This is a genomic window from Pseudoalteromonas sp. SG41-1, from assembly GCF_014164575.1.
GTDB lineage: Bacteria > Pseudomonadota > Gammaproteobacteria > Enterobacterales > Alteromonadaceae > Pseudoalteromonas > Pseudoalteromonas rhizosphaerae.
This window is the reverse complement of the sequence record NZ_JACJFL010000010.1, coordinates 15,804-36,914: the sequence shown is the minus strand read 5'-3', so window position 1 is coordinate 36,914 and position 21,111 is coordinate 15,804. Positions and strand designations below refer to the sequence as shown.

The window sequence follows — 21,111 nt, the reverse complement described above, 5'->3', positions numbered from 1 at the left end:
GGTAGCCGAGATGACACAAAAAATAGCAGTATTTACCAACGTTGGCGAACGTACCAATGTGACCGGCTCAGCCATGTTCAAACGTTTGATCATGGAAGAAGATTACGAGAGTGCGCTTAATGTTGCCCGCGAGCAAGTAGAAAACGGCGCACAGGTTATTGATATCAACATGGATGAAGCCATGCTGGACTCAAAAGCCGCCATGGTGAAGTTTTTAAATTTGATTGCCTCCGAGCCTGATATTTCTCGCGTGCCAATTATGGTTGACTCTTCTAAGTGGGAAGTCATTGAAGCGGGCTTAAAGTGTATTCAAGGCAAGGCAATTGTAAACTCAATCTCACTAAAAGAAGGTGAAGAGCCATTTATTCGCCAAGCTAAAATTATTAAACGTTTTGGCGCCGCTGCAGTGGTTATGGCGTTTGATACCGACGGCCAAGCAGATACCGCTGATCGCAAGTTTGAAATTTGTCAGCGTAGTTACCGCATTTTGGTGGATGAAATTGGCTTTGCGCCAGAAGATATTATTTTCGATCCCAACATCTTTGCGGTAGCAACTGGTATTGAAGAGCACGACAACTACGCAGTTGAATTTATTGAAGGTACACGTCGCATTAAGCAAAACTTGCCACACTGTAAAGTGTCGGGCGGGGTGTCGAATGTATCGTTCTCGTTTCGTGGGAATAACCCCGTGCGAGAGGCTATTCACTCAGTATTTTTATATCACGCAATTCAAGCGGGTATGGATATGGGGATTGTTAATGCAGGGCAACTCGCTGTGTATGATGATATTCCAGCAGAGCTGCGAAAAGCGGTTGAAGACGTTATTTTAAATACCGACCCAGGTGCCGGTGAACGCTTAGTAGAGTTGGCACCAAAATACTCTGGTATGGCGCAAGCAGAACGCGTAGAGGATTTAGAATGGCGCACATGGCCAGTTGAAAAGCGCCTTGAACATGCTCTTGTTAAAGGCATTACTACCTTTATAGATGAAGACACCGAAGAATGCCGCGCTGCTGCCGATAAGCCTATTCATGTGATTGAAGGGCCGTTAATGGACGGCATGAACGTGGTAGGCGATTTATTTGGCGCAGGTAAAATGTTCTTACCGCAAGTCGTTAAATCAGCGCGAGTGATGAAGCGCGCAGTGGCCTACCTAGACCCTTACATTGAAGCTGAAAAAGAAGAAGGGGCTACTAACGGTAAAATCGTGATGGCCACCGTTAAAGGTGACGTACATGATATTGGTAAAAATATTGTTGGCGTAGTACTGCAATGTAATAACTATGAAGTTATCGACTTAGGCGTAATGGTGCCTGCCGATAAAATACTGCAAACCGCGATTGATGAAAAAGCCGATATCATTGGTTTATCAGGGCTGATTACACCATCGCTTGATGAAATGGTACATGTTGCCAAAGAAATGAAGCGCCGTGGTTTTGAACTACCGCTATTGATTGGTGGCGCGACTACCTCAAAAGCGCATACTGCCGTTAAAATCGAGCCACAATATGACAAAGGCGTGGTTTATGTAAATAACGCCAGTCGCGCTGTAGGCGTGGTTTCTAACTTATTGTCGAAAGGGCATAAAGCTGAATTTTTAGCAAAAACCAGCGCTGAATATGTCAAAGTACGCGAGCAGCAAGCACGCAAAAAACCACGTTCAAAACCGGTTACTATTCAACGTGCCCGCGACAACGCCGCCAAGCTTGATTGGGATAATTACACTCCACCGGTGCCGAAAAAGCTGGGCGTGACAGAGTTTAAAAATGTCTCGATAGCCACTTTACGACAATACATAGACTGGACGCCGTACTTTATGACCTGGTCAATCGCAGGTAAATACCCACGTATCATGACTGATGAAGTGGTTGGCGAGCAGGCGCAAAGCTTATTTAAAGACGCTAACGACATGCTTGACGACCTTGAAAAGTCAGGCAGTTTGCAACCGCTTGGCGTAATTGGTTTATTCCCAGCTAATCGCGTGGGTGACGATATTGAAATATACACAGACGAAACTCGCTCTGAACTATTAACCACATCGTGCCATTTACGTCAGCAAACAGAAAAAACCGACTTTGCTAACTACTGCTTAGCTGATTATATCGCTCCGAAAGGCACGCCTGATTACTTTGGTGCATTTGCGGTAACCGGCGGTCTTGAAGAAGACGACTTAGCTGATGCGTTCGATGCACAGCAAGATGACTACAACAAAATAATGGTAAAAGCGGTGGCAGATAGACTCGCCGAAGCCTTTGCTGAGTACTTACACGAACAAGTGCGTAAAGAATATTGGGGTTTTGCCCCAGACGAAAACCTTGCGAATGAAGATCTTATTCGTGAAAACTATCAAGGTATTCGCCCAGCACCCGGTTACCCAGCGTGTCCAGAGCACACTGAGAAAAAGAAAATCTGGCAACTACTCGACACTGAAAAGCGCATTGGCATGCAGCTCACCAGCTCATACGCCATGTGGCCCGGTGCTGCGGTATCAGGCTGGTACTTCTCTCACCCTGAGGCTAAATACTACGCAGTAGCGGCAGTACAAAAGGATCAGGTTGAAGACTACGCTAAACGTACCAACATGACGCTGGAAGAGGCCGAAAGGTGGCTGTCGCCTAATTTGGGGTATGAGCCGGAATAGGGCAGCTTTAAGCGGTAAGTGATAAGTAAAAACGAGTCAAATTAGGCTCGTTTTTTTATGAATAATAATTGTATGAGCTGGTGATTTATTACCTTTGTTTGGTGGAGTTATTCAATGATGCAATTTAAGTCATGTTGGTAGGGGATAAGTCACTAAAATAGCATTATGAATTTATCTAGGCGTAAACTTATAATGATTCGCAACGACTTAAAAACTGTAATTATAACTGTAGGTATAAGGGGATTGTTTCTTGTCTTTGACTTTTACCTAACGCCTAGTTTCTTTACGTCTCCTTATTAATCAATATTTTAACTAAAGGGCTACACATGAAGTTTCTAAATCTCACTTTACTGTGCTTATCTCTACTTTTCGCATCAAATACGTTTGCGCTTGAGCAGCAGTATCATCAAAATATATCATCTATTATTGCCGCGTTTAAAGATGATGATAAAGCGGCGGTTGCTGCGCTGGTTAGTTATCCGTTAAAGCGCAGCTATCCAGTGCCTGCTATTAATAATCAAGCTGAGTTAGTCGAACGTTTCGAGCAGGTATTTGATCCGCAGCTGATTGCACAGATTGCTAATTCAAATATCGATACTGATTGGGATAAGATAGGCTGGCGCGGCATTATGCTAAATAGTGGCATCGTTTGGGTTGATACCGACGGTAAAATTATCGGTATAAATTACCAAACAGCCAAAGAGCAGTTGCTAGCGAAACGTTTAATAGCAGCTGATAAACAAGCGCTGCACCCAAGTGTTAATACTTTTGCAGAGCCTATTTTAGATTGGCAAACGGCTAAATTCCGTATTCGTATCGATGACTTAGGGGATGGAAACTTCCGCTATGTATCGTGGAGTATTGATAAAAAACTCAGTGATAAACCAGATATTGTTTTAGTTAATGGCGATATAAAGTTTGACGGTAGCGGTGGTAACCATAGCTACACATTTAACAATGGCCGTTACAGCTATGTATTACAAGTTACAGTGATCGGCTGTGATACCTCGCCACCAGGTTGGCTTGAAGTATACAAAGACGATAAGCGTATTTTGTTTCAGGATATTATAAACACTGGAAGTTAAAAGCTAATTATCTTAGATGCAAAAAAGGGGAGTGTGCTTCCCTTAAATATAGGGCGCTATTTTATTAAATACGCGCTTTAACAAATGCCGCAATTGCATCGTCTTGGCAATGTGTGAAAAAACACTCTTGAAAACGAGCACCGCCAATGGCTTGTTTAATCAGCTCAGGGTCAATGGCTTCAAGTGCGCTTAAGTAATCTTTAGCTACATCTGCTTTTAGTTGATTTAAGATACATATAAATAGTTCGTTACCTATTGGCCATTGAGTTTGGTTTTAAATTTGCGAAGTTATGGTTATGCATTACTCGGTGCTAGCCACGCTTTAACTTTGTTAACCTTTGTTGAATTTTGTTAATGGGTTCTTTATTTTTAAATGTTTGGTTATATAATGCTGGTGCTAATGGATCATTATAATTAAAAATAAAATACAAAGGATTAGGGAATTGATTAAATTATCTTGCTTTACTTTACTCATGATGAGTGCTTATTCAGTAAATGCTACTGATGCAGAACACTTACAAAATACTCAAGAAAATACCTATGGTGATGCTGTTTTAGTTAACGGTCAAAAAATAAATTTTGATAAGTCACACTTCGATAGCTTAACTACAAAAGCTAAATTATCTACACCTTCAAAAAATAATACATCTTTTCAAACTGCTACTAACAACCAAAATATTGAACTTACAAGTGTATTTCGTGATTTCTCATTAGACAACTCTATGGGTCAAAAAGGCTTATATGTTACAGCGCTAACAGGGTTGAATAGTATGCATATTATATCTGCCCAACAGAGCAGCTTTAATATCATTGAATATACGAAGGATGAGTATCAGGTAACAGCTCGTTATGATTTTGACAGCAGTATTCAAGATACAGCACTGTTAAAGGATAATGTGACTGATACCTATTATTTATATGTATTAGAAGGTAAATTTTTAAAAAAGGTTAATTTAGTCACTCAAAAGGTTGAACTAAGCACGGAGCTAACTTTTGATTATTATAATGCTGATTCAGTCGATGCTTTTGATATAAATAATGATGGCAAAGATGAGATTATTGTTTATAGAAACAATGAGCTGTTAGTGCTCAATGCTCTTGATCTGTCTGAGTTAGCAGCACTTAAAAATGCACAGCAAAAATTTGTTCTGGGATCATTTACTCAAGCTAACGTTAAAGAAATCCTATTTAGTGATGGTGCGGTTTTTCGGTTTGAAAATGATACGTTTGTGCTGCATAAACAACTTAATTTAAATGCTAGTGGCGAACACCTGATAGCAGTGGATATAAATAACGATGGCTTAGACGAAGTAATTAATGGGCAGAGTTGGAAAAGCATAGAGATGTTGAGCCCAAGTACAGAAAAAGTTTTGTGGACAGCTCAGAGTGGCCAAGATATTGATAAAGTTATTGTTGCAGACATCAATAAAGACGGCATCGATGATTTAGTTTACGGTGACGGCCAGTGGGGTCAGTTGTACGCGCTTTCACTTACAACTGGTATTGAGTTTTGGAGTATAAAAAATCCTGGACATGGTGTGTCAGGTATTGTCGTTGACGATTTTAACGGTGACGGCAAACAGGATATTGCTTGGGGAGCGGGTTATTCATCTTCAGGTGAAGATGAGTTTCAGATCCATAATGTGGATGATAAAACTAAGCAATGGTCTAAAAAAATTAAGCAATATTCTAATAAATCTTTAGCGCTTGCTGATATCAATAATAATGGAAGTTTAGATGTACTTTACACACTAACTGATAGTAATTCTCTATATGTTGTTGATACAGAAGCAAAAACTAGAATTCTTACAAATATTGAGCTGAAAAATGACTGGGATAGTAATACTTTGATTACTACCGCTGATTTATTCAATGACGGTAAAAATTATATAATTTCTGGTAGTTCTGCAATATATGATGCAAATGTTCAGGTTTTTTCTCCTGATAGTGGTGAGGAGATATTTCAAACAAAGCTTGGTAGCGGTGATTATGTCAGTGCGTTAACTGCGTTTGATATCAACAATGATGGCAAGCTAGAAATAATTGTAGGCAATGGTGCTGAACATACCGGCAGTGAAGGGAATTTTTTCAAGGTCTTAAATGGACAAACAGGGGAAGTGTTAAAAATATCGCCCAGTTTGGGTTTTTCTTGGCGTGGAATGAGCTCAATAGTAACTGGAAGCTTTATTAACAATGACAATATCGACATTGTTAGTTTAGTGGATGGTTCTCTAGTTGGTTATGATTATTCTAACAATACCATTATGAAGGTTACCCTAAGCCAAAGCTTTAACGGTTTAGTTAATGTTATTGCTAACGGAGAACAATCTTTAGTAGCGTCTAGCTCTAGTGGGTCGCTGTATAAGGTAGCTTTAAACAGTCAAGAAACATTAATCGCTGAAGTGTGCCAAGGCACTTTAAATAACTTGGTATCAGTAAGAGCGGGATTTGTGCAATATTCGTGTTCAGATCAATTTGGTGAGTACGATTTAGATAATAATACGATTTCATATAGGATCGACAGAGCTAACGAAGCTAGTTGGTTAGCAAGTACGACGTTCAATAATGTTGACTATACACTGTTGTCAGGTAAGTCATTAGAAGTGTTTTCTAACCAAACGGCTGTACCTTTAACTAAACCAGATAATATTAGCTATTCAGGTCACGTGTTATCAAGTATTCAAATAGATTTACCTGTTGCTGATGATATTGATTATGTTGTATTGGATCAAAGACCAACCTTAGGCAAAGTAGAGTTCAGTGATAGGAAAGCGGGATTGTTGACTTATGTTCCTTCTGGAGTTACAACCGGTACTGATGTGCTTAACTACTATACAGTTAAAGGGCGTGCGCGTTCGGCTGTAGCAAGTTTAACATTAGATTTGACAAATACGGCTCCGGTTGCAAATAACATGACACTGCAAACACATTGGAATACGCCACTTAATTTTAACCTTGAGGGGCTAGATGAAGATGAAGAAAATCTGGTATTTGATATTAAAAATACGCCTGCGCATGGGCAGATTCAGTTAATCGATGCTGCATCTGGGAGTGTTACATTTTCGCCAAGTGGGGAGTCACTTGAGCCAGTGTCAGTAAGCTATACAGTCAGAGATTCTTTAATAGAAACCCAAATACATAATGTAGTTATCGAGTTTAAAAACACGACTCCACAAGCTCAAAATTTAACCTATAAAACGTCTTATAATAGCGAAGTAAATGGCCGTTTTTCAGCACTAGATAATGACGATGATACGATTGAATATGAGCTAGTAACTGAGCCTAATTCAGGGAGTTTTAGCTTTGAAGCTGATACTGGGTTGTTTAAATTAACTCCAACTGAAGAAGAAAGTCATACGATTACTTTTAGCTATATCGCTAAAGATAAGTTTGCTAGCTCTGCGACTCAAACTGTCACCGTGAATGTTGAAGGTAAGCAAGGTGCGCCTTCATCTGAGTCTAGTTCAAGCTCAGGTGGTGGCATCTATTATCTAATTGCATTGCTATCGTTTTCTCTTCTTGGTAGACGCCGACAAATTTATAGAAAATAACTTACTATAGATAAAAAACCGCCAAGTGGCGGTTTTTTTATAAAAGCAGTTGCTATGCTTTAGGTTAATGGCCTTTCTCAAACTCATCAACTTCGCGCTCAGCTTCCTCTTTCGATTTACCGTATGCTTGTTGAATTTTACCAACAAGCTCTTTACGACTACCTTCAATTTTATCTAAATCATCGTTGGTAAGGTCGCCCCATTTACGTTGCGCTTTACCTTTAAGTTCTTTCCAATTACCTTCAATACGATCGCTATTCATAATTTACTCCTTGTATAGATAAGTGATTTTCTTGTCGTGTTCAGTTATTAAAGAGCAAACTCTATACCATGCTAGATATTTATTTTATTTCATTTTAAATCATTGCTTTACGATCTATTCTCTCGGTAGCTATTAGATTGTGTGCTTAATTATTACGTTAATGTGTGTAATTATTACGACCTTGAAAAGTAGGGATTGATTATTAATATTTGTGTGGGAAATTCACTTTTTAGAATTTTCCTTTAACTATTTCATATAAAAAAGCCAATGAAATTTATATATTACATTGGCGTGTGCGTATTAATTAGAGTCAGTACGAATACCGGATATATTTAAATACGCGCTTTAACAAATGCAGCAATTGCGTCGTCTTGGCAATGTGTGAAAAAACACTCTTGAAAACGTGGGCCGCCAATGGCTTGTTTAATCAGCTCAGGATCAATAGCTTCAAGTGCGCTTAAGTAATCTTTAGCTACATCTGCTTTTAGTTGATTTAAAATACCTGCATTTGTTACTTGAGATTCTTTACGCTCTGCAGGATACCCTTGGCCTTTTTCGCCGGTAAATGCTTTTTCGAATATGTATTTAATATTAAGCTCAGCGCCCCAGCCAAAGCCTTTGGCATAGGGTAAAGCGAGTGCATTGCCATTGTTTATTTGCGCAAACAGGTAGGCATCAGATGGGTCAATGCAGTAGCCACATGTTACACCAGGAAATGCATTGCTCGCCATTAACGCGCCTTGGCCAGTACCACAACCGGTAACTACAAAGTCTACCGCTTTTGAGTTGAGCAGTAGGCTTGCAATGATCCCAAGGTGAATATAGGTTAATCGATGATCGTTATCGCCATCCATACCTACATTAAATACTTGGTGATTTTGGGCATTAGCCACAGTGTTAAGCTGTTCAAGTACTGTAGGGTTTTTTGCCGCTTGACTGAATTCGTTCATTAATGCGATTTTCATTTGACTCTACCAATTTTGTTAACGTTGAGTTGATTCTACATATCAATGCTACCGGTGGCAAATATTGTTGTCTATTACATATTATTACTTATGTAAGTTGCCTGAGAATAATTAGTAACCTATTCGAACTTTGAGTTTTGCTTCCCTTTTTCTAAATAGTGGCTATGCATAACTCGATGTTTTCAGTTTTTTGTTAATTACATAACAGCAGATGTTTTTATTCATTATTGTGGTTACCTTAATCCTAATACCCCTAGCTTGCTTTTTCTTTTATAAAAAACAGTATGTTAAAAACGTAGGTAAAATTACCTATTTACTAAAGCAATATCTAGGTCAATAGTGTTGTTGAAGTATGTATTCAGTAAATACAATTAACCCTAGGATTATTAGTATGAAAAAAATGAGTAAACATATATTCACTTTAAGCGCACTTACCATATTGACCGCTTGCGGTGGCTCTAATCAAAGTGAACAACCAGACTCTATAGTTGTTAATCCGATAACCCCTCCCGTTTCAATTTCTCCTAAGCTTGTTGTAACACAAGGTACGATCACTGGCTTTGGGAGTATTTATGTTGATGGTATTAAATATAATACTGATACGAGTAATATTAGGAAAAATGGCTTAAACACTCAATTAAGCGCGCTTAGTGTTGGTATGAAAATTAGTTTTTCAGCGCAACAAAATGACTCAGACGAATGGGTTGCGCAAGACGTGGCATACGACACTGAAGTTGAAGGTGTAATTCAAAGTATTGATCGTAACAATAGTCAAATACAGATTGCGAATACAGTTGTTTTTTATAATGATTTAACGCACTTTATTGATACTTCAGAGACACTGATTGGTGTTGGGCAAAGGGTCGAGATAAGCGGCTACCCGCAAGCAGACGGTACTTTTTTAGCGTCATACATTGAAGCCGACACCGATGAAAGTAATGATGGGCATGAATATACTGCTGGGATTGTATCTAATTTAGACGAGGCAACATTATAGTTTACTATTAATGGCGTTGTTATTGATTATAGCTCGGCTGTAATTGATGGCGTATTAGCAAACAATACCTATGTTAAAGTTGAAGGCAATTTAGTTGACGGGGTAATGGTTGCCAATAAGGTTGATGCTAGAACCGTTAAAGAGTCACTTGATATTGATGATGATAGCGTATTACGTTACCAAATAGAGGGGTTAATTACCCAAGTAAGCGCAACATCTATTGGGGTTAATGGGCAAATATTTGACTATGCAAATGATGTTGAGATTGAAGGGGCTGCACTGAATGATTTAACTGTGGGTATGTTTGTTGAGGTTTATGTTAATAACAATTTAGTCACTTCTATCGAATTTAAACAGTCTTCTTATTCATCAGACGGTAAAGTAAAAGGCGTTATAGAAGATATAGACCGTGAAAACAAAACTATCACCGTTAATGCTGTGGTATATGTAATTAATGAATTTAGCCGTTTTGAAGATGATGATGAGCAGTACTTTAGTTTTGCCACTTTAAATATTAATGATTATGTTGAAATTGCCTACCTGCAAACATCACCACTGCCTAGTGTTTTAAAAATTGAAAAAGAAGATCAACACGAATATCAACAAGAATGGGAAATGAAAGGGCAAGTAACTGCAATTTCAAACAATATAATTACGGTTAACGGTGCTGAAATAGTGTTAGTTACTGATGCAAAATATATCATAGATGATGCATTAGTTTCTTTTACAACGTTTTTAAGTCAACTAATTGTTGGAGATCGTGTTGAAGTCGAAGGGCAATACGACACTAATAACTTATTTATTCTTGGTAAGGTTGAACTTGGCCGCAATGATAATGATGGCAGCGACGATGATGGAGGCGATGCAGACCGAGGTGACGATGGTGATGATGACAATGGCAACGATGATAAGCATGTCGGCTATGTTGAATTAGAAGGAACCATTACTCAGCTTTTAACAAATAAGAGCTTTATGCTAAATGGTTACGAAGTGCAGTTATCGGAAAATGCAGAATTAGAGCTAAATGATCGAGATGTAAATTTGATAACTTTTATGGAGGCATTAGCCGTGGGTCGTACCATTGAAGTTGAAAGTCAATGGGTGGAAAATAAATATATCCTTGTTTCTGAAGCTGAGCTAAAGTAAAGAAACGTATTACAATAAATAAAGCCACATTATTGTGGCTTTTTTATGGCTAGGTAAAAATGATGCATAAAGATAAGTTAATTTCATTCACATTGATTATGATCGTTATTTTTAAGTTGATTGATTTATCAACTGATATTTCAAGCAATATAGAACCTAAGCATATTTGGCAAGAAATCACGCTAATTGCTTTATCGTTAGCATTGTTCGTTTATTTAGTGATTGATATTCATAAGCGCACTATTAATGAAAAGTTAAACTTGGCGCAGTTAAAGGTCTCGAAAGAAAATATAAGGCTTCTTAATCAGCAATTAGAAGACTCTAAAGTCGCATTTTTTAATGAAATTGAAGGGCAGTTCCAAAAGTGGGGATTAACGGCTGCTGAAAAAGAGATTGCACTATTTTTAGTAAAGGGATTATCAACATCAGAGATTGCTAGCATTCGAAATAAATCAGAAAAAACCATTAGTAATCAATCGTCTGCTATTTATAAAAAGGCTGATGTAACTGGCAGGCATGAGCTCGCGGCTCTATTTTTTGAAATGTTATTGTAAGTTTTTTTAAGTCTTTCATAAATAAAGGTAGTTGCGCTCAGTCGGTTTACTGTTTCAATAATATTTAATTTGATAACACAAAACGCCGATGTGTATTAAATATTAATAGTATCAATCGCTGCCACACAATTGTTTTTTGTTACAATGCTAACAAAGCAATTTAGGATAAATAGCTGTGCTGCCGGTTCAAGACATATATCAACAACTCGTTACTACATTACAAAGTGATCCGATTACCTTACTGCAAGCGCCGCCGGGTGCGGGTAAGTCAACATGGTTACCATTGCAGTTGATGCGCGACGGGCACTTTAAGCACATTGTCATGCTTGAGCCGCGTCGCTTAGCTGCACGTAATATTGCCAACTATTTAGCACAGTGCCAAAACGAAACCGTAGGGCAAAGCGTTGGTTTACGTATCAGGCAGGAAACCAAAGTCAGTGTTAATACCCGCCTTGAAATTGTTACTGAGGGCATGCTCACGCGTATGCTACAAAACGACCCAGAGCTCAGTGGCGTTGACCTACTGATATTTGATGAATTTCATGAGCGCTCTATTGCGGCCGATACCGCATTAGCGTTTGCATTAGAATCTCAAGCTGCACTGCGTGATGATTTAACGATTTTATTGATGTCGGCAACCCTTGATAGCGAACGCTATCAGCAGTTTTTTGATTGTTCAATTATTAGTTCCCACGGGCGTAGCTTTCCCATCGATGAAATTTACATACCCATTAAAGATGAAAGCCGCTGGCTTGACGCTATGGCCAGTATTATCAAACAAGCTTTAGTTGAACAAACAGGCAGTGCGTTAGTTTTTTTGCCCGGTCAATATGAGATCAACCGCGTACAACAAGCGCTGTCAGATTTGCCTGCAAATTGCCATGTAGTTACTCTGTTTGGTGAACAAGATAAAGCATCTCAACAAGCTGCAATTGCCCCTGCGGCAAAAGGTACTCGTAAAGTGGTGCTGACCACCAATGTTGCCGAAACTAGCTTAACCATTGAAGGTATTCGTATTGTGGTTGATAGTGGCAAGCGCCGCGCTGCTAGTTTTAATTTAAAAACTGGCGTTACTGAACTCACCACACAAAGTATTTCTCGCTCATCGGCAATTCAACGAGCTGGGCGGGCTGGGCGTATTGAGCCCGGTGTAGTTTATAGGCTTGGTTCAAAACAAACCTTTGAGCGGCGTAATAGCCATGATGCGCCAGAAATTTTAAGTGCTGATATTAGCCAATTATTATTGGAGGCAAAATTCTGGGGCGCGGAGTTAACTGATCTAAGCTTGTTAGATAGTCCAACAGCACAACAAATACAGCAAGCAACAAAATTACTGCAAATGTTAGAGGCGTTCGATAATAACAATAAATTGACCCCCCTCGGTACACGTATGCTAAGTTTTGGCGCGGATATTCGCCTAGCGCACATGCTAATTAAAGCGCAGCAACTCGAACCTCAGATGCCAGGTATTTATACATTAGCGGCGTATTTAATTGCGTTATTAGAGAGTCGGATTAGTCATGCTGCAGATTTAAGCTTAGCATTACACAGCCAACATGCTCGGCCACATCCGGTATTTAAACAGCAACTGAAATTTTGGTTAAAGCGATTAAAGCTAACTGAAGTACGCGAACTACAAACCACTTATTTGGCTTTGCTGGTGGCGTTTGCTTTTCCTGATCGATTAGCTAAAAAGCGTGGCAATGGTTACTTGCTTGCCAATGGCGCAGGTGCTGAGCTAAACAACGAGCATTGGCATAACGATGACTACCTTGCAATTGCTTCAATGGGAGGCCAAAAAGGCAGTCGTATTTTTGCAGCTGTTGCGTTTACTCCTGCAGAGATTGAGGATGAACTGACACATTTATTTACTGCACAAACGCGCTGTGAATTTGACGAAAAAACAGGGCGCTTTATTCATCAAGATGAAGTCAAACTAGGGGCAATTACAGTTACTAGCCAACCGAGTAAACATCCGCTTGATAAAAGTGAGCGGGCGAAAGCGTGGTTAACTTTATTTCAAAAACAAGGCTTTGAATTATTTAATGAGCAAAGCGACAGTGAGCAGTTACTTATTCGTATGTGTTTAGCCAGTAATTTAGTGCCGGAGCAATTTCCTGTCATCACTAAACAAAGCTTAATCGATGACGCACAGCTTTGGTTAGGTGCTTTTCTGGAAGATATAAAAACCCTCGAACAGTTGAAAAAGTTTAACTACTTTAATGCCTTGCAAAGTTGTTTTAATTGGCAACAACAAAATGCGTTAAATGATTTATTCCCGCTGAGAGTGTCAGTTCCAAGTGGCTCAAATATTCGTATTGAATATCAACTCGACGGCCCTGCAAAACTCAGTGTTCGTATGCAAGAAGTGTACGGCATGACCAGTACGCCAATATTAGCGCAAGGCAAGTTACCCTTATTAATGGAACTACTCTCACCAGCAAGACGACCTTTACAACTAACACAAGATCTTGCTGGCTTTTGGCAAACCAGCTATCGGGAGGTGCAAAAAGAAATGAAAGGTCGTTATCCAAAACACTTTTGGCCTGATAACCCCGCCACCAGTGCGGCTACGAGTAAAGTTAAAAGTAAGATGTGAAGGAGTTAGCAAGGACAAAGTTAGCAAGAGTAAAATTGACTATTAAGCAGTGTTTTATAGTTTAAAAAAAGGTAAGTTAAATACTTATTGACTGCATAAATAAGGAGTTATTTAATGCCACACTTTATTATAGATTGCTCGCAGAGTATCTTGACTCATCATGATGAAGATACCATTAATGAACAAATTCATCACACTGCAAACGCATCGGATTTGTTCGCTGAGCATGAAATTAAAGTCAGAGTAAACCCGTATAATCGTTATTTAGTGGGTAATAAACAGCACGAATTTATTCATGTTTTTGGATATATAATGGAGGGGCGAACGACTGAGCAAAAAGCTGAATTATCAAAAGCGATAGTGACTAAACTTACTCAGATGTTCCCACATATCGACAATATTGCAATGAATGTCAGTGACTTTGAAAAGGCAACATATTGTAATAAAAGCCAGCTTTAAGCAGAACATAGTGAGCGATGCTTCGACAGTGCAGATTGTTTTTTGAAAATCATTTATGGCAAAGTTGAACAGTGATTTTGTGCTTGAGGCAAAATAACTTGATAGAAAAAAGGACTCACCATGAAAAATATAATTGTTGTTTTATGTTTATTTATAAGCACATTAACGTGGTCTCAGACGCTAAGGGTTGTTGATGTATCAACAGAAATCGCCCCTGCGACTAGCTGGTTAGAAGTTGTTGATAGTGGTAAATACGCAAACAGTTGGCAGCAGGCTGGGGCGTTTTTTCAAAAAAATGTACCGCAAGCGCTTTGGGTATCTAAGTTAGAGCAAGTTCGTACGCCGCTAGGTGCTGTTACATCTCGCGAAGGTATCAGTCGTCAAGTGTTAACCTCAATACCGCAACTGCCCGACGGTGATTATGTGATTTTAGAGTTTCAAACTGATTTTGAAAATAAAGCACAGTCGATTGAAACCGTGACATTAAAAAAATCTGCTGAGCAATGGCAAGTGATTGGTTATTTTATCCAGTGAATTAACCTATTATTACTACAGCTGTATTTTTTAACGAAATAAAAAATATAAAATAATTATTAAAAATTGGAGTTTACAAAAATAAAATAATGATAATGACATTTATTGTTGCTGATGTTGCATTAATTTACTTTAGTTGTGGATTGTTGCGCTCTACTAGTGAGTAAGTTATCCAAATGAAATCATGGTATAAAATGGTAGCTATAGTGGGTTGGAAAGTAATATCTAATCATAAGTGGGATTGAAACATTTATAATTATAGTATTTGTTTTTTTATTTTATTATACATTTTTACTGATTAATTTTTTATCTTTAATATGTTTCCATTTGGGGTTGATATTTTATTTTTTTTGTTCATAATTAACGCGCTTAATCGCGTTGAAATGGAATTTAAAAGATAATTATTAAGGAATGACATGAAAAAGATATTATTAACAATTGCAATGGCGTTTGTTTTGGCCGCATGTAATAGCACCTCACAAGGCCGTGATTTTGATATGGAAGTTGTAAAAGGCTTCAAAAAAGGCGAAACAACTCAAGAGCAAGTCAAAGAAGCGATTGGCGACCCTATGGGCGTTAATGATATAGGTAATGACGAAGTTGTATGGACATACAGCTACAGCGAAGGTCAAGGCGGTGGTGTAGGCTTTATTCCATACGCAGGCCATGTCGGTGGTTCTCAAAATGAGACAAAGAATGTAACAATCCGTTTTAATGCTAAAGGCATTGTATCAGGTTTATCATTCAATGAATCAGCTGGTAGTTCTTCACACCTATAACTCGTAACTATCTATTTCAACGCATTTCTATTACGGCTGCTTAGTAGTCGTAATACCCCTATTATTTATCCTCTCCCTAAATCAATCACTTTTTTATATTAAATGGTCATTAAGTTTTATATTTATTTTAAAGTAAATTATAGGCTGGTTGTTAGTCTAATGACTTTTTATTTAAATAAGTTATTGAGTGTGTTAATTTTATTATGCATTGAAAGTGCCGGTGAACATTAAAATAATTTAATTAAAAAGGTATGGGTCTTAAGTTGTAGAAGATTCGCTACATGCTTACTGAGATTGTCCAGAACAAGCCAGCCTTTTAGATGATATTTTATAAGAGTATTTTATAAAACCATCCGGCGAAGCGTGATTTATTATAAAAAGACTATACATTTTAGTTTGTTGCTGTTTTGATAGAGTGATAATTAAACACAATGCAAGAGAGCATAATGAAATACGTTACTTTTTTATTGTTAGCTGTTATCGCAACTTTTAACTTACATGCAAAAGACGAAAATAACGAACTAGAAGGACTCGCCCAGCAATATTTTTCCACCATGTCGGCAACTCAGGCGCCTAAAGCTAGCAGTAAAGAACTAGAAGCTTTTTTAGCGTTACTCACTGACGATGTTGCTAATCAACACCTACCTTATCAAAGCGATGATTCTCGTTCACCTGACGGTAAGGCCATGATGCGCAAAGGTATGACTTTTTATCTAGGTGCCCACACTGAATATGAAGCAAAGTTACTTGATACTTTCATATTTAATAATACCGCGATTGCGATTCGTTACACGCAACACGCGAAAGGTGTGCACCCGCAAAACAAGCAACTGATTGAATACACCCAAACGTTGATGGATGTTCTGGAAATTGAAAACGGTAAGATTGCGGTGATCCGTAAATACCATGAGTAATTTTTAAATAGCGGTGTGAAGGTTATTTTTAGTTTTTGCTTAAATCAATATCTTAGCGTATTTTTAGAGATTACCTCTGTTAGCTTTAATAGGAATTAAAATGAATAAAGTAATTGGTATTGTGCTGATCTGTATTGGAGCTGCACTGGCTTTTTGGGGTTATGACGTTTATGACTCTGCAAGTGCGCAAATTACGCGAACTTTTAGTGGTGATACACCCATTGAGGCTTGGGCTGGAATGGTCGGTGGTGTTGTCTGTATCGTATTAGGTGCACTAAAAGTTAAAAATTAACTTTTAGTAAGCCGTAGGCTGATAAACTTTTATTGATTAGAAAACTGCGATTTTAACCATTTTTTTAATATCAATATAGTGGCTTGTTCACGCTTGCTATGGCTGGTAGCAAAATAAAACTGTTGATGTGGGTTTAATACCGGCTCACCTATTTGCACCAGCATATCCTGTTGAATATCATCTTTTACAAATTGTTTATGGGTGACCAAAACACCTAATTGGCGCATTGCCGCTTGCGTTGCTTGTACTGAAATATTAAAAGTGAGGTTTTTATGTTGTTTCGGTATTGCTAATTGATGGGCGTTACACCATACGTGCCAATCGTTATCGCGGCGTGGGTTTATGGCAAAAATAGCCGGGAAACGAGTAAGTAGCTCTTTGCCAGTTTGGCAATCTGTGGGCAAGGTTTTTATTAATTCAGGACTACATACTAAAATAAGCTCATCATCAGCCAGTTTTTCGCAGTGATATTGCGCCCAATCTTGTTGTTTACCATGCACCAAAGCGACATCCACGCCATGTTGCTCTAAGTTAAACTCTCCGACTAAATTAGATAAACGCACATCTAACTCTGGCGCGTAAGCTTGTAGTTCCGCTACTCGTGGGATCCACCAATGCAATGCCATCGAGTTCACCATATTTAAAGTTAAGTGCGCGCAGAGCTGACTCGCAGAGATCTCAAAACTTGCAGCTATAATCTCATTTAGAGCTGGCTGTACTCGCAGGTAATAGCGTTTACCCGTGCTATTTAGCTCAACTCGTCGGCCGATACGAGTAAATAATTGAGTGTTTAGTTGCGATTCAAGAGACTTAATTGCTTGGCTTATTGCAGAATGACTAATATTTAATTGCTCAGCAGCGAGGACCATACTTCCAGTTTCTGCGACTGCAATAAAACTATGAAGCGATTTTAAAGGAATAGAGTTAGCCATAGTTTCTCTTTGTTAAGTTTTACTTACAGGTTTGTGCATAATTACTCGCTTTTTCATTCTACCTATTTACGCTAATTTAGCGCCTCAGATTAATGTTAAGCTTATTATTCTCAATGTGAAACGTATTTCTCGTTGAGAAAGGAGTTGTTATGGCTGCTTTATTACGACCCAGTATGTTTATGCTGTTATCCACATTTACTTTAGCGTTGAATAGTTTATTTTCAAAACTTTTAACTGAGTATTTTAGTGATGCAATATTAGTGATGTTGCGTTTATTACTTCCTGCGTTAGTTATGTTGTTTATTGCTGCATGCAGCCGCTGGGTGATGCCAAATCAAGCAGCTTGGGGTGCATTTATCTTACGTGCCATTTTTATTGCCAGTTGCCAAGGTTGTTTTATGTTGGCCTTAAGTCGCTTAACGTTAATTGAGGCCGTGGTATTATTTAGTACTGGGCCGTTATTTATTCCGCTACTTGAGCGCTATTTTTATAAAACCAAAATCAGTCGAATGGTTTTACCTACCTTAATATTAATGGGCATTGGCGTGGTGATGCAAAACTTAACCGTACAAGGGATAACGTGGCGCTGGGAATTATTAATAGGTTTAGCGGCTGGTTTTTTTAATGGTTGCTCGCAAGTTGCTTTATTTAGAGCCAGTAAAATAAATTTACCTATCTTGGTAATAAACGGGTGCTGTTTTGCAATTGCAGCATTGTTTGTTTTACCTGTGATGGTTATTTTTACCAGCCAAGTTGAGTATCAACAAAGTATAATAATGATAGTCAATTTCGAGCAGGGGATCTTATTGTTATTATTGTTTTTAGGACTTTCAACTGCTGCAACTCAGTTTTTTCGTTCCAAAGCATATAGATTAGTTGATTCAAACTCACAGCTGGCGCCTTTAATTTATACTAACTTAATCTTTGCGGTGTTATTCCAGTTTTTATTTTTTAGTACCGTAATGAGTTTGATGCAAATTCTGGGTACGAGCTTAATTGCATTTGCGACGCTATTAAATACATTTGGCTCATATTATTATCAATGGTTTAAAGCACAACAGCAGATAGTATAAAGGAAGGTAAGAAAGGTGTTCCCCAAGTATGTGGCACTCGGTGTCAGTCCTGAAACCATAAGGTCTCAGGGCGGGAATCTGCGGTTTGCCGTAGGCTTCTCGGTACATGCCGAGCTTGCACAATAGCAGACGAACAGAAACCCTAACATAAAATTTATCGGCTCAGGGACTTAACCAAGCTCCAACACCCTAGGGAACAAATTCAGTATATAAGACATAAGCCAATCCTTACACCCCAAATTCAAAATAATTATACTGTTCGAGTGATTTTCCAGCACTGGTAACTGGCTATTTACTTTTCGGATTGCTTTTTGACCTCAATCATACTTTTCATTGGAGTTGCTATTTATCGAGTGGTAGCATTGACTTAATTAGCCAAGCGAAGATCTCAGCATGAACGAATTACCAGATTACCAACAAGCCCAATTACTATTGGAAAAAAACGAAATATTTGTCACTCCTTCAGAAGCACACGGCGTGATCAGTGGATTATTAGCCTGCGGCTTGAGTATTGAAGCCAAAGAATACTTAGGCTTATTAAGCGATGTGTTTAATGATGGCCAAGCATTTAGCCATGATCTGAAAGAATTTTTTGCCATTATTTATAAGCAAGTTGTAGAAAGCTTTAACAACGAAGAGTTTCAATTTGATTTATTTTTACCAAGTGATGACGAAACCTTAGTAGATCAAGCGAATGGTTTAGTGTCATGGGTCGCTGGGTTTATGCTTGGTTTTGGCTTAAAGCAAAAAGACTATGGCAAGTTATCAGCTGATGTAAAAGAAGTGATCAGTGATTTTAGTGAAATTACGCGTTTAGATACCATGTTTGATGAAACCGAAGAAGACAGCCAAGCATTGCACGAAGTAATTGAATATGTGCGAGTTTCTGCGCTGTTGTGTTTTGCTGAACTTGGTCAAGAGCAAGCGCCAAAAAGCACTAAAAAAACACTTCACTAAGTTAAAATTAACAGTATAAACAGGGTTTATAATGCCAACAGTTAAAATAGAAAAAGCAGAGTTTAAAGCACGCAGAGATCGTTTACTTGCCATGATGGAACCAAACAGTGTGGCTATCATTCCAGCGGCAAGTGAAGTAACCCGCAGCCGTGATACTGAATATGCGTTTCGCCAAGATAGCGACTTCTTCTACCTAACTGGCTTTAATGAACCCGATGCAGTGTTAGTGCTTTGCCCAAGCAGCGATACACCGAGTACGCTGTTTTGTTTGAACAAAGATAAGCTGGCGGAAATTTGGCATGGTCGTCGTATTGGTTTTGAAAAAGCTAAAAAAGATTATTTATTCGACCAAACATGTGCACTGAGTGAACTAACTGAACAATTATTGAATTTGGTGAACGGCCAGCAGATTTTATTTTATGCACAAGGTACTTATCCACAGTTTGACGATAAAGTGTGGGCGTTATTAAATACGCTGCGTGGCGCGCCTAAAAAAGGTTATAAAGCGCCACATACGATTAAAGATATTCGTGGTTTAGTGCACGAAATGCGTTTATTTAAATCACCTGCTGAGGTGAATATTATGCGCCAAGCGTGTGAAATAAGTGCCCAAGGACATATTCGTGCTATGCAGTTTGCAAAGCCAGGCGCTACCGAATATCAGCTAGAAGCCGAGCTTCATCATCATTACGCTATGCATGGTGCGCGTCATCCCGCCTATGGCACCATTGTCGGCGGTGGCGATAACGCCAATATATTGCATTACACTGCTAACAGTGATGTGCTGACCGACGGTGATTTAGTGCTGATTGATTCTGGCGCTGAACTGCAAGGTTACGCGGCAGATATTACGCGTACTTTCCCTATTAATGGGCAATTTAGTCAACCTCAAGCTGAGCTTTATAACATTGTTCTAGCGGCGCAAGCAGCAGCGTTTACTGAAGTAAAGCCCGGTGGTAGCTTATCAAAGGCTAATAAATTAGCGATGACAGTGCTCACCCAAGGCTTAGTTGATTTAGGTATTTTGCAAGGTGAGTTACAAGAGTTACTTGATAACCAAGCATGTAAAGCATTTTATATGCACGGCCTTGGTCATTGGCTTGGCCTTGATGTGCATGATGTAGGCGACTATAAAAAAGACGAAAAAGAACGCCCATTTGAAGCTGGTATGGTACTCACTATTGAACCTGGCTTGTATGTTAGCCTAGATGCGCAAGCACCTGAGCAATATAAGGGCATTGGTATTCGTATTGAAGATAACCTGTTAGTGACCGAGCAAGGCCACGAAAATCTTACCTTGAGTGTGCCAAAAAGTATCAGCGAGATTGAAGCGTTAATGCAAAAGCAAGCAATTAACCGCTAGGAGCATAA

Annotated in this window: 19 protein-coding genes and 1 other RNA gene; 15 read left to right on the top strand and 5 right to left on the bottom strand. The window is 38.7% G+C overall.

Annotation, left to right across the window (positions count from 1 at the left end):
• Positions 1 to 10: 10 nt before the first annotated feature.
• Positions 11 to 2,641: a methionine synthase gene (gene metH / locus H5203_RS08535; protein WP_145241372.1), complete on the top strand. Its 2,631-nt coding sequence runs from the start codon at positions 11 to 13 to the stop codon at positions 2,639 to 2,641.
• Between the two features lie 326 nt (positions 2,642 to 2,967).
• On the top strand, positions 2,968 to 3,726 hold the full coding sequence (locus tag H5203_RS08530; RefSeq protein WP_182819594.1) for a hypothetical protein: 759 nt from the start codon (positions 2,968 to 2,970) through the stop codon (positions 3,724 to 3,726).
• Positions 3,727 to 3,790: 64 nt separating this feature from the next.
• Here H5203_RS08530 and H5203_RS08525 read toward each other — a convergent pair whose 3' ends face one another.
• On the bottom strand, positions 3,791 to 3,958 hold the full coding sequence (locus tag H5203_RS08525) for a hypothetical protein (protein WP_310736440.1): 168 nt from the start codon (positions 3,956 to 3,958) through the stop codon (positions 3,791 to 3,793).
• 211 nt (positions 3,959 to 4,169) lie between these two features.
• Between H5203_RS08525 and H5203_RS08520 the strand changes: the two genes are divergently transcribed.
• Positions 4,170 to 7,277, top strand: coding sequence for a VCBS repeat-containing protein (locus tag H5203_RS08520; protein WP_182819593.1), 3,108 nt, complete (start codon positions 4,170 to 4,172; stop codon positions 7,275 to 7,277).
• Positions 7,278 to 7,341: 64 nt separating this feature from the next.
• Here the strand turns inward: H5203_RS08520 and H5203_RS08515 are convergent, their stop codons facing one another.
• Together H5203_RS08515 and H5203_RS08510 are read right to left on the bottom strand one after the other, a co-directional pair.
• Positions 7,342 to 7,539 carry a CsbD family protein gene (locus tag H5203_RS08515; RefSeq protein ID WP_145241378.1) on the bottom strand — a complete coding sequence of 66 codons (198 nt, stop codon included), beginning with the start codon at positions 7,537 to 7,539 and terminating at the stop codon, positions 7,342 to 7,344.
• A gap of 332 nt (positions 7,540 to 7,871) precedes the next feature.
• A complete protein-coding gene (locus H5203_RS08510) occupies positions 7,872 to 8,504 on the bottom strand; it encodes an RpiB/LacA/LacB family sugar-phosphate isomerase (protein ID WP_182731463.1) in 633 nt (210 codons plus the stop codon).
• Between the two features lie 391 nt (positions 8,505 to 8,895).
• On the opposite strand from H5203_RS08510, the gene H5203_RS22860 reads away from it, so the two are divergent.
• The 9 genes from H5203_RS22860 (at position 8,896) to H5203_RS08470 (ending at position 16,778) form a co-directional block, all read left to right on the top strand.
• The gene (locus H5203_RS22860; RefSeq protein ID WP_259401925.1) at positions 8,896 to 9,501 is read left to right on the top strand and encodes a DUF5666 domain-containing protein; all 606 of its coding nucleotides are present in this window, start codon (positions 8,896 to 8,898) and stop codon (positions 9,499 to 9,501) included.
• A gap of 6 nt (positions 9,502 to 9,507) precedes the next feature.
• The gene (locus H5203_RS22855; protein ID WP_310736549.1) at positions 9,508 to 10,647 is read left to right on the top strand and encodes a DUF5666 domain-containing protein; all 1,140 of its coding nucleotides are present in this window, start codon (positions 9,508 to 9,510) and stop codon (positions 10,645 to 10,647) included.
• Positions 10,648 to 10,706: 59 nt separating this feature from the next.
• Positions 10,707 to 11,201, top strand: a complete 495-nt coding sequence (locus H5203_RS08500; RefSeq protein WP_257324018.1) for a LuxR C-terminal-related transcriptional regulator — start codon at positions 10,707 to 10,709, stop codon at positions 11,199 to 11,201.
• A 175-nt stretch (positions 11,202 to 11,376) separates the two neighbouring features.
• Complete coding sequence (gene hrpB / locus H5203_RS08495) at positions 11,377 to 13,800, top strand: ATP-dependent helicase HrpB (RefSeq protein WP_182819592.1); 2,424 nt, start codon at positions 11,377 to 11,379, stop codon at positions 13,798 to 13,800.
• A gap of 114 nt (positions 13,801 to 13,914) precedes the next feature.
• On the top strand, positions 13,915 to 14,259 hold the full coding sequence (locus tag H5203_RS08490; RefSeq protein ID WP_182731460.1) for a 5-carboxymethyl-2-hydroxymuconate Delta-isomerase: 345 nt from the start codon (positions 13,915 to 13,917) through the stop codon (positions 14,257 to 14,259).
• Positions 14,260 to 14,379: 120 nt separating this feature from the next.
• Positions 14,380 to 14,793, top strand: a complete 414-nt coding sequence (locus tag H5203_RS08485; RefSeq protein ID WP_145241388.1) for a DUF4019 domain-containing protein — start codon at positions 14,380 to 14,382, stop codon at positions 14,791 to 14,793.
• A gap of 416 nt (positions 14,794 to 15,209) precedes the next feature.
• Positions 15,210 to 15,572 carry an outer membrane protein assembly factor BamE gene (bamE, locus tag H5203_RS08480; RefSeq protein WP_145241390.1) on the top strand — a complete coding sequence of 121 codons (363 nt, stop codon included), beginning with the start codon at positions 15,210 to 15,212 and terminating at the stop codon, positions 15,570 to 15,572.
• A 446-nt stretch (positions 15,573 to 16,018) separates the two neighbouring features.
• Positions 16,019 to 16,486, top strand: coding sequence for a nuclear transport factor 2 family protein (locus H5203_RS08475; RefSeq protein ID WP_182819591.1), 468 nt, complete (start codon positions 16,019 to 16,021; stop codon positions 16,484 to 16,486).
• Positions 16,487 to 16,586: 100 nt separating this feature from the next.
• Complete coding sequence (locus H5203_RS08470) at positions 16,587 to 16,778, top strand: DUF3185 family protein (RefSeq protein WP_149983225.1); 192 nt, start codon at positions 16,587 to 16,589, stop codon at positions 16,776 to 16,778.
• 29 nt (positions 16,779 to 16,807) lie between these two features.
• On the opposite strand, the gene H5203_RS08465 is transcribed toward H5203_RS08470, so the two are convergent.
• Positions 16,808 to 17,710: a LysR family transcriptional regulator gene (locus tag H5203_RS08465; protein WP_182819590.1), complete on the bottom strand. Its 903-nt coding sequence runs from the start codon at positions 17,708 to 17,710 to the stop codon at positions 16,808 to 16,810.
• Between the two features lie 149 nt (positions 17,711 to 17,859).
• Between H5203_RS08465 and H5203_RS08460 the strand changes: the two genes are divergently transcribed.
• The gene (locus H5203_RS08460; protein WP_149983224.1) at positions 17,860 to 18,783 is read left to right on the top strand and encodes a DMT family transporter; all 924 of its coding nucleotides are present in this window, start codon (positions 17,860 to 17,862) and stop codon (positions 18,781 to 18,783) included.
• A 15-nt stretch (positions 18,784 to 18,798) separates the two neighbouring features.
• Here the strand turns inward: H5203_RS08460 and ssrS are convergent.
• Positions 18,799 to 18,982: non-coding RNA, 6S RNA (gene ssrS, locus H5203_RS08455), on the bottom strand.
• A 194-nt stretch (positions 18,983 to 19,176) separates the two neighbouring features.
• Here ssrS and H5203_RS08450 point away from each other — a divergent pair.
• A complete protein-coding gene (locus H5203_RS08450) occupies positions 19,177 to 19,740 on the top strand; it encodes a UPF0149 family protein (protein ID WP_145241895.1) in 564 nt (187 codons plus the stop codon).
• Between the two features lie 31 nt (positions 19,741 to 19,771).
• Positions 19,772 to 21,103: a Xaa-Pro aminopeptidase gene (gene pepP, locus H5203_RS08445; RefSeq protein WP_145241892.1), complete on the top strand. Its 1,332-nt coding sequence runs from the start codon at positions 19,772 to 19,774 to the stop codon at positions 21,101 to 21,103.
• Positions 21,104 to 21,111 lie beyond the last annotated feature (8 nt).